10 protein-coding genes and 2 riboswitches are annotated in these 13610 nt (G+C 38.5%); of the genes, 8 read left to right on the plus strand and 2 right to left on the minus strand.

Annotated features, from left to right (window positions below; translation table 11 throughout):
- Positions 1-134: 134 nt before the first annotated feature.
- The 7 genes from CWS20_RS10720 to CWS20_RS10750 all read left to right on the plus strand — a co-directional run bounded on the left by CWS20_RS10720 (position 135) and on the right by CWS20_RS10750 (position 8740).
- The gene (locus CWS20_RS10720) at positions 135-755 is read left to right on the plus strand and encodes an NUDIX hydrolase (protein WP_066195645.1); all 621 of its coding nucleotides are present in this window, start codon (positions 135-137) and stop codon (positions 753-755) included.
- Between the two features lie 105 nt (positions 756-860).
- Positions 861-964, plus strand: a riboswitch (SAM riboswitch).
- Positions 965-1174: 210 nt separating this feature from the next.
- Positions 1175-1283, plus strand: a riboswitch (SAM riboswitch).
- A 72-nt stretch (positions 1284-1355) separates the two neighbouring features.
- Positions 1356-3155: a PLP-dependent aspartate aminotransferase family protein gene (locus tag CWS20_RS10725; RefSeq protein ID WP_066195648.1), complete on the plus strand. Its 1800-nt coding sequence runs from the start codon at positions 1356-1358 to the stop codon at positions 3153-3155.
- Between the two features lie 30 nt (positions 3156-3185).
- Positions 3186-4172 carry an aliphatic sulfonate ABC transporter substrate-binding protein gene (locus tag CWS20_RS10730; protein WP_066195652.1) on the plus strand — a complete coding sequence of 329 codons (987 nt, stop codon included), beginning with the start codon at positions 3186-3188 and terminating at the stop codon, positions 4170-4172.
- Positions 4173-4201: 29 nt separating this feature from the next.
- Entirely contained in the window at positions 4202-5038 is an 837-nt protein-coding gene (locus CWS20_RS10735) for an ABC transporter permease (protein WP_066195656.1), read from the plus strand.
- A gap of 12 nt (positions 5039-5050) precedes the next feature.
- The gene (locus tag CWS20_RS10740) at positions 5051-5776 is read left to right on the plus strand and encodes an ABC transporter ATP-binding protein (RefSeq protein ID WP_066195659.1); all 726 of its coding nucleotides are present in this window, start codon (positions 5051-5053) and stop codon (positions 5774-5776) included.
- Positions 5777-5792: 16 nt separating this feature from the next.
- Positions 5793-7502 carry an acetate--CoA ligase gene (acsA, locus tag CWS20_RS10745; RefSeq protein WP_066195662.1) on the plus strand — a complete coding sequence of 570 codons (1710 nt, stop codon included), beginning with the start codon at positions 5793-5795 and terminating at the stop codon, positions 7500-7502.
- Between the two features lie 38 nt (positions 7503-7540).
- On the plus strand, positions 7541-8740 hold the full coding sequence (locus CWS20_RS10750; RefSeq protein WP_066195665.1) for a homoserine dehydrogenase: 1200 nt from the start codon (positions 7541-7543) through the stop codon (positions 8738-8740).
- 76 nt (positions 8741-8816) lie between these two features.
- Here CWS20_RS10750 and CWS20_RS10755 read toward each other — a convergent pair whose 3' ends face one another.
- Positions 8817-9041 carry a hypothetical protein gene (locus tag CWS20_RS10755; RefSeq protein ID WP_066195671.1) on the minus strand — a complete coding sequence of 75 codons (225 nt, stop codon included), beginning with the start codon at positions 9039-9041 and terminating at the stop codon, positions 8817-8819.
- Between the two features lie 167 nt (positions 9042-9208).
- Positions 9209-10060, minus strand: coding sequence for a TetR/AcrR family transcriptional regulator (locus CWS20_RS10760; RefSeq protein ID WP_066195673.1), 852 nt, complete (start codon positions 10058-10060; stop codon positions 9209-9211).
- Positions 10061-10321: 261 nt separating this feature from the next.
- Here CWS20_RS10760 and CWS20_RS10765 point away from each other — a divergent pair, with 261 nt between their 5' ends.
- Entirely contained in the window at positions 10322-13411 is a 3090-nt protein-coding gene (locus tag CWS20_RS10765; RefSeq protein WP_066195676.1) for an efflux RND transporter permease subunit, read from the plus strand.
- Positions 13412-13610: the final 199 nt, after the last annotated feature.

Raw genomic sequence — 13610 nt, forward strand, 5'->3', positions numbered from 1 at the left:
GAAAATCTAAGGCCTTTACGAACGGCAAGATTTTCTAATAAATATGTACGTTCGTTCATCCCTGCTTTGGAGTATAAAGATAATATAGCGTATCATAGTATATAATGAATATTGGCAGTGATGGAGGTGGCATGATGGAAATAAAGCAGTTAGTTGAACAACTTTCAGACCGCAAGCCCGTTATTTTAGGCAGTGAACAATTCGCAAAATTTGCTGTCCTTCTTCCTCTAATTGAAAAGGAAGGTCAGACACATATTTTGTTTGAAGTAAGGTCGCTTAAAATGAGGAGGCAGCCAGGCGAGATCTGCTTTCCCGGCGGTCGTGTGGATGAAGGAGATAAAAACGAAAAGTATACAGCCGTGAGGGAAACCACCGAAGAACTAGGTATTACAGAACAGGAAATTGAGGTGTTTGCTTCACTTGATTATATGATTACTCCATTTAAAACTATTATATATCCGTACGTAGGCAGGTTGCCAAACAGCCCAAGTTTTACTCCGAATCCGTCTGAAGTAGAGGAGGTATTTACAGTGCCGATTAAGCACTTCTTGAATGAGGGAGCAAAAATCCATTATATTGACTTCAAACCGGAGCTAAATGGTGATTTCCCGTATCATCAAATACCTGGTGGAGAAAAGTATAAATGGCAATCTCGGAAGATGGAAGAGGTATTTTATTATTACGAGGATCGTGTAATATGGGGATTAACGGCAAGAATACTTCAGCATTTCTTAACCTTAATTCAAAAAAATTGAGAATAAGATCGGCATTCATACAAGCCTATTTAGAAAAAATTTTCAAAAAACTATTGACTGCATTAATTGAAAAGTATATCATGAAATTCAATTAGAATATGAATCTTCTTATCAAGAGAGGTGGAGGGACTGACCCTATGAAGCCTCGGCAACCAGCAATATTTGCACGGTGCCAATTTCAGAGGAAAGATACTTTCCAAAGATGAGAGGCGGTAGACTTTGAATCATGTATTCAAGCATCCCCTTCTGTCTTTGGCAGAAGGGGTTTTTATTTGGAATAAGCCATGCTAAATATTATATTATAATAGTTGTTTTATTTAGAAAATAGATTAATTTCAGAATAGTAATTGACGAGTCGACAGTTTTTTACTATAATTCTTTTTGTGGTTAAAGTTTTAAAGTATTACTCAATTAAATAATTCTTATCAAGAGTGACGGAGGGATCAGGCCCGATGAAGTCCGGCAACCTTCAAGCATATGCTTGAAAAGGTGCTAAATCCTGCAGACGTTTAGTCTGGCAGATAAGATGAGGCCCCCTCTTCTATCTGGAGAGGGGTTTTTATTTTATAATTCATTACAAAATTAAGAGGAGAGATTAAAATGACGAATCAATACAACACTTATGATGATGAAACAATTTTACTTCACGGTGGGCAGTCGCCTGATCCAACAACCGGTTCAAGAGCGGTTCCAATTTACCAAACGAGTTCATATGTATTCCATAATACTGAACATGCTCAAAGCCTTTTTTCGCTAGATGAAACAGGTAATATATATTCTCGAATAGGGAATCCGACAGTTGACGTATTGGAGAAAAGAATTGCGCTCCTTGAAGACGGTGTAGCAGCGGTAGCAACTTCATCTGGAATGGCCGCTATTGCCTTGTCTATTATGAACATTGCACAGGCAGGTGATGAAATTGTTGCAGCTTCCAATCTTTATGGTGGGACGTATAACCTATTTGCTATTACCCTACCAAAATACGGAATTAAAGTCCGCTTTGTAGATGGATCAGATCCAGAGAATTATAGAAAGGCGATAACTGAAAAAACAAAAGCGTTATACGGTGAAATCATCGGAAATCCGAGCCTTCATGTTCTTGATGTAGAAGCAGTAGCTGATATTGCCCATGAAAATGGCATCCCATTGATTATTGACAATACGTTTGCTTCACCGTATCTTTGCAAGCCGATTCGCTGGGGTGCAGATATTGTCATTCATTCAGCAACGAAATGGATAGGCGGTCATGGTACTACAATTGGCGGTCTTGTTGTAGATGGAGGACGCTTTAATTGGAATAGCGAGAAGTTTCCGGGCTTTACTAATCCTGACCCAAGCTATAACGGTATTGTTTATGCAAATGAATTTGGCACACTGGCATTTAGCACTAAGTTAAGAGTGCAGCTTCTTAGAGATTTTGGCTCATCATTAAGTCCGCATAGTGCATTTTTATTAATACAAGGTCTAGAAACATTACATTTAAGAATTGAAAAGCATAATGAGAATGCAGTGAAAATTGCTAATTTTCTTGATAATCATCCAGCGGTTGACTGGGTCGCGTATCCTGGTTTAAAAAAGCATCCTGCACATGACCTTGCCAAAAAATATTTAACGACAGGATTCGGTTCGATTGTGAACTTTGGTATTAAAGGTGGAAGGGAAGCAGGAAAAAAGGTAATTGACGAAATTGCACTTTGGTCGCATGTGGCGAATGTTGGCGATGCTAAATCACTCATCATTCATCCGGCTTCCACAACGCATCAGCAATTAAGCGGAGACGATTTAATCAAAAGTGGTGTAAGTGAGGAATTGATTCGTCTATCTGTCGGCATTGAATCAGTAAGAGATTTAACAAACGATTTGGATCAGGCGTTTTACAAAGCAACTGGCATTTCTTCAAAAGGGGAGCAAAAGGGCGATACCGCGGTCAATGACGAAGGTGTGATTCGCTGGGCGTTGCAGTCGTCGGTATTAAAAGAAGCTGACGGCGACAATGAGCAGCAGCGAGCAAAAAGAATAGCTGTTGTTGGTTTAAGCGGAAACCCTGCAAGACCAAGTTATCGACTTGCAAGAAAAATGCAGCGACTAGGTTATCAAATTGTACCGGTTAATCCAAGGGAAACAGAGGTACTTGGAGAGCAGGCATATCCAGATTTAATATCGATTCCATTTAAAATCGACATCGTCCAAGTGTTCAGAAGCCCGGAAGCTGCAATTGAGGTCGCGAAAGAAGCAGTCGAAATTAATCCGCAAGTATTTTGGCTTCAAGAAGGGGTAATCAGTCCTAAAGCAGTAGAGGTCGCAAAAGAAGCAGGGCTGGAAGTTGTTCAAAACCGCTGCACATATAAAGAAGCACAGCGTTTAAGAGGATCAATCGTGACATTTGCATGTGAAATTTAATAACAATCTTTTTGAGGAGAGACAGAATAAATGAAGAAGTGGGTCATATGGTTGTCAGTTGCTTTATTTATTGTAATTGCTAGTGGATGTGGGAATGATGAGGCCTCAGGTGGCGCTAAAGATGATAAGCCAGCGAAAATTGTTTTGGATTATGCTTATTATTCGCCAACAAGCGTTGTATTGAAAAAATTCGGCTGGGCTGAAGAAGCATTTAAAGAAGATGGAATTGATATTGAATTTGTTTTAAGTCAGGGCAGCAATAAAGCATTGGAATTTTTAAATAGCAGCAGTGTGGATTTTGGATCTACTGCTGGTGCAGCAGCCTTAATCGCTAAAGCTAATGGTGCGCCAATTGAGTCAGTTTATATATACTCAAAGCCTGAATGGACAGCGCTATTAACGACTGGAGATGCACCCCTTTCAACTGTTGAAGATTTAAAAGGGAAAAAAGTAGCGGCGGCAATCGGCACAGACCCACATATTTTTCTTCTGCGCTCATTGAGTGAAGCGGGGCTTAAGGCATCGGATGTAGAAATCGTTAATCTTCAGCATGCGGATGGAGGGAGCGCCTTAACGACTGGTCAAGTAGATGCATGGGCTGGACTGGATCCGCATATGGCAAAGCTTGAACTGGAGGCTGATACGAAGTTTCTTTACCGCAATCCAGAATTTAATACTTACGGCACTTTAAATGTACGCAATGAATTCGCTGAAAAATATCCTGACCAGGTGAAAAAAGTAATTGAAGCTTATGAAAAAGCCCGTCAATGGGTTTTAGATAATCCAGAAGAAGCAGCGAAGATTTTAGCAGAAGAAGCTCAAATTACAGAGCAAGTTGCAGAAAAGGAAATGGAAAGAAATGATTTTTCAAATCCGATTCCAGGGGAAGACCAGAAGACAGCATTAACAGCAGCGGGAGAAGTGCTTCAAAAAGAAGGCATTATAAAAAGTGACAATTTAGAAGAACTTGTGGATGGCTTAATCAATCCAGCCTTTTCTGAAGAGGTAATAAAGTAACACTACTTTTTGAAGGGAGGTTTTCTTAAATGAGTATGAAAGCTACCGTTGCTTCACCAAAGATTGAGGAAAAAAGGAAGAAGAATCTTCAATGGAGTACAAAAGCAAGAAATGCTGCTTTAGGCAGTATTGTTCCAATCATTTTAATGATTGCTTGGGAATATTTAAGCGGAACTGGAGTGTTCCCGCCCCATCTGCTTCCTGCACCATCCATTATATTTCAATCATTATTAAATATGGCAGTCGATGGGAGCTTATGGGGGCATACAGGAATTACGCTTTACCGCTTATTTATCGGATTTCTTATCGGTACTGCTGCCGCTGTTGTTGTTGGAGCGGGGGTAGGCTATTTTGCTAAGGCAGAGAGTTTATTTGATCCGCTCATCCAAGCCTTCAGGTCCATTCCTTCACTTGCGTGGGTGCCATTGTTCATTCTTTGGATGGGAATTGGCGAGCCTTCTAAAGTAGTTTTAATTGCGGTTGGTGTATTTTTTCCAGTGTATTTAAATATTGTTTCAGGTATACAAGGTGTTGACCGGAAATTAATAGAGGTAGGGAAAATTTATAATTTTAGTTCATTAAAACTGATAAAGAGAATCATATTGCCTGCTGCCTTGCCTTCGTTTTTAGTCGGACTTCGAAGCGGATTAGGGCTTGGATGGATGTTTGTTGTCGCCGCTGAACTGATGGGTGCATCTACAGGAATTGGATATTTACTCGTGTATGGGCAAAACACCTATTCACCTGAATTAATTATTTCTAGTATTGTTTTATTTGCCATCTTAGGTAAAATCACTGATTCAATCTTAAAAGGATTGGAGTCAAAAGCCTTGCATTGGCAGGATACGATTGAGAGGAAAGCTTAGGAGGAGAGGGAAATGCTAGCAATCGAAAATGTTTCGAGAACCTTCTCGAATGGCGAAACAGGTTTTAAACATATTAATCTATCAGTGAATGAAGGGGAAGTCATCGGCATATTAGGAACGAGCGGATGTGGAAAAAGTACACTTCTTCGCGTGTTATCCGGCTTAGATCATCATTACGAAGGCCATGTCAAGATTGATGGGGTAGCGGTTAAAGCTGTTCATGAAAAAGTAGGGATGATTTTTCAGGAGCCGCGGTTAATGCCATGGTTGAAAGTAATTGAGAATATTTCCTTTGGTCTCGAAGAAAAAGATGCGAAAGCTGTGCATTATTTAGAATCTGTGGGATTAACAGGATTTGATAACCATTACCCGAAGGACTTATCGGGAGGGATGGCACAGAGAGTGGCGATTGCGAGGGCGCTTGTTACGAACCCAGAAATTTTATTGTTAGATGAGCCATTCAGTGCACTGGATGCATTTACTAAAATGCAGCTTCAAGATTTATTACTGGAAATATGGCAGAAATATCATTCTACTATTCTCTTGGTTACACACGATATTGATGAAACATTGTATTTATGTGACCGCATTATTATTCTTCGGGGACAGCCTGGTGAAATATATGAAGAATTGAAGATTAACGCCTGTAAGCCAAGAGCCCGAGGAGATTTAGAACTTGCAAAAATGAAAGAACAAATTCTGCACTTACTGGACTTAACTCATGTAGACATTAAATAAAAAAGGAGTTAGAAAAATGACTGTGATCGATCGGAAACAGCTGGAGCCTCTAAAAGGAAATAATAATTTAATAAACTATCAAGAAACATATGAACAATTCTCTTGGGAGAGTATTGAACAGCGATTTAGCTGGCATAAGACCGGTCTTGTCAATATGGCATATGAATGCGTTGATAAACATGTAGAAGATGGGTACGGCGAAAAGACTGGGCTGCATTATGTTGACGGAATAGCAGAACAAAAGTATAGCTTTAAAGAGATAAAAGACAAAACAGATCATATTGCAACAGTCCTAAAGGCAAATGGTGTCAAAAAGGGAGATTTTGTTTTTATTTTTCTACCTAAGCATCCAGATTGCTATTTTACAATGATTGCAGCTATTAAACTTGGTGCGATCGCAGGCCCGTTATTTGAAGCTTTTATGGAAGAGGCAGTGAAGGATCGCATTTCAGATTGTGAAGGAAAATACTTAATTACTGATTCAGCGCTTTTAAAAAGAGTGCCAAAACAAGAACTTCCTTCTTTAGAAAAAATATTTATCACTGATGGCAAAGAGCGACTTGAAGACAAGGAAATACTTCTTCAAAATGAGCTTGAAAAAACAGCAATTGATGCAAATATTTTAGAATGGGTGGATGCAGAGCACGGTCTGAATATTCATTATACAAGCGGATCAACCGGCAAGCCGAAAGGGATTATTCATGCCCATCGTGCAATGGTTCATCAATACCAAACAGGAAAGTGGGTGCTTGACTTAAAAGAAGACGATGTATATTGGTGTACAGCACATCCCGGCTGGGTTACAGGCACTGTATATGGCATCTTTACACCATGGCTGAATCGAGCAACCATTGTTGTAAATGGAGGCAGGTTTGCTGCAAGTGCATGGTATGAAACGTTGGAAAAAACAAAGGTGTCTGTCTGGTATAGCGCACCGACAGCATTCCGCATGCTAATGGCGGAGGGAGATGAATTGCAACAGCAATATGATTTAAGTGCAATCCGTCATATTTTAAGTGTCGGTGAACCGTTGAATCCAGAAGTCATTTATTGGGGTTTAGATTCTCTAGGCAAAAGAATTCATGATACATGGTGGATGACTGAGACAGGGGCGCAGCTAATTGTTAACCTGCCTTCAGAAGTCATTAAGCCTGGTTCAATGGGCAGGCCGTTTCCAGGTATCGATATAGCTATTTTAGATAATGAAGGTGTGGAACAGCCAAGAGGAACAATTGGACATCTAGCCATAAAAGCGCCATGGCCAGGATTGATGAAGGAAGTATGGAAGAATAAAGAAAAGCATCAATCTTATTTTCCATTTGACGGGTGGTATGTATCTGGTGATCTGGCTATTCAGGACACAGATGGCTATATTTTCTTTCAAGGAAGAAGCGATGACATGATTAATTCTTCTGGAGAAAGAATTGGTCCATTTGAAGTTGAGAGTAAATTAATCGAACATCCTGCTGTCGCTGAAGCTGGAGTTATTGGGAAGCCTGATCCGTTAAGGGGGGAAATCGTCAAGGCATTTATTATCCTTCGCAAAGGTTACTTAGCGAGTGAAGAGCTGCTTGATGATATAAGGAAATTTGTAAAAACAAGATTGGCGGCACATTCGGCTCCAAGAGAAATAGAAATAGTTGACGAACTGCCGAAGACAAAAATTAGTGGGAAAATTTTAAGAAGAGAGTTAAAGGCAAGAGAACTTGAAAAGCTGCAACGATAATGCAACAGGAATCACATAGATGAATGGAGGTTATGGAGATGAAAGAGGCTTTACACGTCGCATTATTGGGTTACGGTACTGTGGGCAAGGGTGTATACGAGACAATAAAACAGCATCAAGGCAGGCTTCAAAAATTATTAGGAAAAGAAGTCAAAGTAGTTGCAGTACTAGTGAAGAATATTTCAAAACATAAATTATCTGACCGATCGGTCATATTAACAGACCAATATAAAGATATCATTAATATACAAAAGCTTGATGTTGTAATTGATGCCATTGTTGGTATTGAACCAGCATACTCTTTTTTACAGCAGGCAATTAATAGAGGCTGTCATGTAATAACAGCAAATAAAGAGATGTTTGCTCACCATAGCAAAGACTTACACGCTTTAGCAAAGGAAAAAGGTGTTACAGTTGGATTTGAAGCAACAGTGGCTGGTGGGATTCCTATCATTCAAACGCTTAAAAGACTGTTAAATGCAAATAAAGTGCAAAAAATTGAAGGGATTTTAAATGGCACTTCAAATTTTATATTAACAAAAATGCGTGAGGAAAAATTGTTATTTACTGACGCATTAAGTTTGGCGCAAGATCTTGGATACGCTGAAGCAGATCCAACGAATGATATTGATGGCCATGATGCATTCTTTAAAGCAGTCATCTTGAGCGAAGTTTTATTCGGCGAACAGCCTGACTGGGGAAAAGCAGTTCGTGTAGGGATCTCAACAATAAAATCTGAAGATATTGCCTATTTCCAATCTTTAGGATTGAGGTTCAAGCATGTTGCTTCATTGCAGCGAACAAATAAAACGGTTGTTTGTACAGTTCGCCCTGTGCTAGTATCCGAAGCCCATCCATTGTATCAAGTAGAAGATGTCCAGAATGCCATTAACATAGAAGCAGATATTGTTGGGAATATAAGTTTACAAGGTCCTGGGGCAGGAATGTTTCCAACAGCAAGTGCAATTATTGAAGACATTATCCATATTGATGATAAGGAGTATGGTCCGTGTTTTGAAGAAGAATCATCTATCTCGGAATCAGCTGAACAGCTATGGATTGCCTATGGTGAAAATGCGCTGTTAGGACTTCCTGAAAGTGCAGAGGTGATTAAAAAAATTGCTGATTATACATGGTTAGTCAAAGGAGATTCAAATGATAACGCAAAATTTGATATCCGGTACTATCAGCTGCTTGGAAATGCTGACAGTGTAAAGGCAGTTGAAAAGGTTCATTAAAAAATGAGAAGCAGCTTTTGGCTTGCTTCTCATTTTGATGGATTGTTTTATTCTGAACGCTTTTCACGTAGTTTGTTCAACCAGATTGGGATGGTGATTTTACTTGCTGTTTTTGGAGCAGTGATTGATTGATTTCAGAATATAAGTCTTTCATGTGAACTGTTACTATCTTTGCTCCAATTTGTACATGGACCATATTATCGAAAACAGCTGTTACAAGGCCATTCAACGATACATTTGCTCCAATGCTTACGTCTTTTTTCTCGTTTTTTCTAATATTTGTTACTTTGCTATTTGTCATGATCCCACCATCCATTCTTATATATGTTATAAGTATAGAAGCTTAATACTTAATAAAACTCATATACACTATATTTCCTGTTTATTGTAAAATAAACGTATATCGCAAAAAAGTCCAGTGAAAAGGCTAGTATTTTCATCGACAAATTTCTTCCATATCCATTTTAATTATCCCATTGATTGCAGTGTATTAATTAATTCTTCCTTCAATTCTGGATAATGATTAAAATTTGAGAGCATGCCATTGATAATTGGTAATCTCGGCTGTTTAGAATTGATTTCCTCTTCAATTAATTCAAGAGATATCTCAAGTGACTCTCGGTCATCCAAGTTTTTAATCTTATCACGTATATTGGCGATGACTGAAGTAGTAGTTTCCATCGGTGTACAATAATTTAATTTTTTAAAGAACTGATTCATCTTATCATCAGAAATAAAGGGAGGCCCTTTTTTAACGCTAGCTGCGATAGAATCCATTCTATTCATAATATATTCAGAAATCTCTTTTGTTGAGAATAATTCTTTATCAAAAATAATAAAGCGAATAAATGCATGTACCATTCCATCAAGCAGCGTAGAAAGATCCCATAAATAAGGAGTGCTGTCTACGCCATATACGGCTCTTAAACCGTTTTTGTAAAAGTTTTGCAGCTCTGTTTGCTTGCTGAAAATTAAGTCTTTAATTTTATCATTTAATGGGATGGCCTGCTCCCGAGTTTGCATAATAATGAAGTCTTTATTGTCTCGAATCAAATCTAATGTCGATGTTAGCTGTGCAACAAACTTTTCTCTAGTGGGTAAATTTGAGTTTTCAGTTATAGTAATTTGTTTTTGCAGTTCATCGAAATAAAACGCTAAAATAGATTCAAGCAAAGAATCTTTAGATTTAAAATATAAATAGAAGGCACCTTTTGATATTCCGCATTCTGTGGCAATTTCTTGCACAGATGTCGAGCTAAACCCTTTAACAGCAAAAAGTTTAATTGCTGACTCAATGATTAGCCTTTCTTTTTCTTTCAAGTACAACAACCCCTTAACTGGAGACTATCCTCCATGTTAACAAAATCTTCATAATTTATTTATTGACTTTGACTGACTGGTCAGTTATATTTATTTTTGTTATGACCCACTAGTCATATGTTAAGATATATCACCCTTTTGGTCAAGGGAGTTTTATACTAGGACATTCTTTATTGCAATAGTGGTACCTATTAATGAAGAATGATGTGGGTAAAATAGTTATGTACTTAATTCATTTTATCAAGAAGATGAGGTGTCAGGGTGAAAGGGATAGTCAATTTTGTTCTGAGAAATAAACTGGCTGTATGGTTATTGACCATTATTATCACAGCATCAGGTATTTATTCAGGAACACAAATGAAAACAGAAACCATTCCGGATATATCAATACCGTTTCTAATGGTAAATGGCGTCTACCCAGGGGCTACGCCAGAGAAAGTGATGGATGAAGTATCCATACCATTGGAAAAGGCTGTTGAAAGTCTTGAGGATGTAAAGGCCGTCTATTCAAATTCAAGCTCGAACGTAGCGAGTCTGCAAATTGAATATGAATACGGCGTAGATATGGACGATAAAAAAGTTCAGTTAGAAAGAGCCCTTGCAGGTGTTGAATTGCCTGAGGATGTAGAAGAGCCATCGGTCACGGCAATAAGCATGAATTCGATGCCGGTCGTTGCTCTTTCGATTAGCAGCTCTAATGAAGATATTGTAGAACTGACTTCAACTGTTGAAGATGTTATTCTACCAGATGTAGAGAAGCTGGATGGTGTTGCTTCAGCAACAATGACTGGTCAGCATATTGAAGAAGTAGAGTTTACATTTGATGAAAAGAAACTGGCTGAATTGGAATTAACAGAAGAAGATGTTAAAGAACTGGTTCAAGCAAGTGATATGGCTTTATCTCTTGGTCTCTTTGACTTTGAAGAGGCAGAAGAGGCCGTTGCAGTGGATGGTAAAATTACTACTGTCGACGAATTGAAAGATATAATGATTCCAGTCACTCCTAGTGCTGAGAATCCAGCTCCTTTTGTTAAGCTGAGTGATATTGCTGAAATTGAAAAAGTTGGTAAAGTTCAATCAGTATCAAGAACAAATGGCGAAGATGCCATAGCGATTCAAATTGTCAAAGGTCAACAAGATAATACGGTTGATGTTGTAAACCGCGTAAAAGATTTAGTTAAAGAAGAAGAAGAGAAATTTGAAGGGTTAAACATTGAGATTTCATTAGACCAAGGTCAGCCAATTCAAGATTCAGTTAATACAATGATTGAAAAAGCGCTGTTTGGTGGATTGATTGCTGTTCTAATCATCCTTCTTTTCTTAAGAGACTTTAAATCAACAATTATTTCAATCATATCTATTCCAGTGTCCATTTTTATGGCTTTACTTCTATTACATTGGTTAGATATCACATTGAACATTATGACACTCGGTGCTGTTACAGTAGCTATCGGACGCGTTATCGATGACTCTATCGTTGTCGTTGAAAACATATACCGAAGATTGCATTTAAGGGAAGAAAAGCTTACCGGCCGTGCATTAGTGCGCGAGGCCACGCTTGAAATGTTTAAGCCAATCCTTTCATCAACACTAGTTACAGTCGCAGTTTTTGCACCGTTAATCTTTGTTGGCGGAATGGTTGGAGAACTATTTATGCCATTTGCATTAACAATGACATTCGCTCTTGGTGCATCACTTCTTGTAGCGATTACAGTTGTTCCCGCACTTTCGCACTTCTTATTTAAGAAAAAATTATATGGTAAGAAGGAAGAAAGTAATCATAAAGAAGTCGGCAAACTTGCATTATGGTATAAAGGCGTATTGAACAAAGCGTTAAATCATAAGATTATCACTTCCGCTATAGCTGTCATCCTGCTAGTAGGATCATTAAGCTTAATGCCGCTAATCGGCTTCAGCTTCTTGGGCAGTGAAGAGGAAAAAGTAATGTACATCACATATACTCCTGAAACAGGAGAAAAAATGGATGTGACACAAGAGAATATTGAGGAAGTAGAAAAAGAGTTATTAAAGCGTGATGATATTGATATTCTTCAATTATCAATAACTGACCCAACAACCATTGATCCTGCTGCAGCGATGATGGGCGGCGGTGCCGGCGGCGCTTTAATGTATTTGATCTTTGATCCGGATATTAAGAATTTCCCAGAAGTCCGCGAAGAAGTAGAAGAGTATGTATTCAATGTTGGTCAAACTGGTGAATGGAAAAGCCAGGATTTCACCTCAATGGGGATGAATACTAGTGAAGTAAGCTACACCTTCTACAGTGAAGATTTAAATAAATTGAACGATTCAGTAAAAATGGTTGAAGATGTAATGAATGAAACAAAAGGTATTAAAGATGTTTCATCAAGTACAGAGGATGCTTATGTCGAGCATGTGTTAAAAGTAGATCAAGAAGATGTCCTGCAATATGGCTTAACGACAGGTCAAATTGTAATGGCGCTGAATCAAACGAATAATAAAGAAGTATTAACAACTGTTCAAAGTGATGGTACAGACATTGATGTAGTAATCCAACGCGAACAGACTGAAGCGCCAAAATCAATCGATGAAATGCTTGAAACAGAAATTCCTACAGCAACTGGGCAAACAATGCCTCTGTCTGAACTTGTTACAGTTGAAGAAGGAACTACATTAAATACACTTGCTCGTAGTGAAGGTGAGTATTACGCAACAGTTTCAGGTACGATTACTGATGATGATATTTCTAAAGCAACAGCAGAAATGGATGAATCAATTGATAAATTAGATTTCCCTAAAGGTGTAACGACTGGTGTTGCGGGTGTATCTGCTGATATGACAGAAACATTTACACAATTAGGAGTAGCAATGCTTGCAGCGATTGCAATTGTATACTTCATCCTTGTTGTTACATTTGGTGAAGGAGTCGCGCCATTTGCCATTCTATTCTCCTTGCCATTTGCTGTCATTGGCTCATTTGTCGGATTGCTTATTGCAGGCGAAACCATTTCAGTAACCGTTATGATGGGGCTGCTTATGTTAATAGGTATTGTGGTAACGAATGCGATTGTATTGGTTGACAGAATCATTCATATGGAACGCGATGGCATGACTATGCGTGAAGCCATTCTGGAAGCAGGTGCAACACGTCTTCGTCCTATTCTTATGACTGCTATTGCCACAATGGGTGCATTGCTTCCATTAGTATTTGGCGCAGGCGGTGGCGGTTTAATTTCTAAAGGACTTGGTATTACAGTCATTGGCGGTTTAGCAAGCTCAACTATTCTTACATTGGTTATTGTGCCAATCGTTTATGAAGTGCTTTCTAAAATGTTTAAGAAAAACCGTAGAGAAGTTAATGAGAACTAAAGAATACAATAAAGCAGCGAAGGGGTAACCAGCAGGTTACTCCTTCGCTTTTTTATAGCGTCTATAGATTGTCTAATGTATAGGAGGATTGCTTCGTGATAATCAGCGTTGTGGAAGAACCCCCGCTGAAGGAGATTTCACTTTAATTGAAGACTTTGATAAGGAATGAAAGAAGCAGTATAATGAGAATCAGCTATTT

The organism is Cytobacillus horneckiae (assembly GCF_002835735.1).
Taxonomy (GTDB): domain Bacteria; phylum Bacillota; class Bacilli; order Bacillales; family Cytobacillaceae; genus Cytobacillus; species Cytobacillus horneckiae.

What these genes read in the sequence shown, in the direction of transcription:
- CWS20_RS10755 (WP_066195671.1), bottom strand. Translation starts at nt 9,041, where the DNA reads ATGACAAATAGCAAAGTAACAAATATTAGAAAAAACGAGAAAAAAGAC.
- acsA (WP_066195662.1), top strand. Translation starts at nt 5,793, where the DNA reads ATGACTGTGATCGATCGGAAACAGCTGGAGCCTCTAAAAGGAAATAAT.
- CWS20_RS10725 (WP_066195648.1), top strand. Translation starts at nt 1,356, where the DNA reads ATGACGAATCAATACAACACTTATGATGATGAAACAATTTTACTTCAC.
- CWS20_RS10720 (WP_066195645.1), top strand. Translation starts at nt 135, where the DNA reads ATGGAAATAAAGCAGTTAGTTGAACAACTTTCAGACCGCAAGCCCGTT.
- CWS20_RS10735 (WP_066195656.1), top strand. Translation starts at nt 4,202, where the DNA reads ATGAGTATGAAAGCTACCGTTGCTTCACCAAAGATTGAGGAAAAAAGG.
- CWS20_RS10750 (WP_066195665.1), top strand. Translation starts at nt 7,541, where the DNA reads ATGAAAGAGGCTTTACACGTCGCATTATTGGGTTACGGTACTGTGGGC.
- CWS20_RS10730 (WP_066195652.1), top strand. Translation starts at nt 3,186, where the DNA reads ATGAAGAAGTGGGTCATATGGTTGTCAGTTGCTTTATTTATTGTAATT.
- CWS20_RS10740 (WP_066195659.1), top strand. Translation starts at nt 5,051, where the DNA reads ATGCTAGCAATCGAAAATGTTTCGAGAACCTTCTCGAATGGCGAAACA.